Genomic DNA, 317 nt, shown 5'->3' on the forward strand with positions numbered 1-317 from the left:
TTTCTTACTTGCTGCTTGGAATGGAAACTTAGATGTGATGAGATATCTCCTTGAGATAAAACCTGAGTTCATTAATTCATCAAATAAATATGGAGCCAATGCATTTTTACTTGCTGCTTGGAATGGAAACTTAGATGCGGTGAAATATCTTCTTGAGCTAAAACCTGAGTTTATAGATTCAGTAGATAAAGATGGAGCTAATGCTTTCTTACTTGCTGCTAGGAATGGGAAATTAGATATAATGAAGTATCTATTACAACTGAAACCTGAGTTCATTAATTCATCAAATAAATATGGAGCCAATGCATTTTTACTTG

At 33.1% G+C, this 317-nt stretch carries 1 protein-coding gene; it reads left to right on the forward strand.

Features of this window, described 5'->3' with window-relative positions:
• Positions 1-317, forward strand: a 317-nt coding sequence (locus tag NF27_RS00105) for an ankyrin repeat domain-containing protein (RefSeq protein WP_161791735.1), incomplete at both ends; no start/stop codon positions are given.

Source organism: Candidatus Jidaibacter acanthamoeba, assembly GCF_000815465.1.
Lineage (GTDB): Bacteria > Pseudomonadota > Alphaproteobacteria > Rickettsiales > Midichloriaceae > Jidaibacter > Jidaibacter acanthamoebae.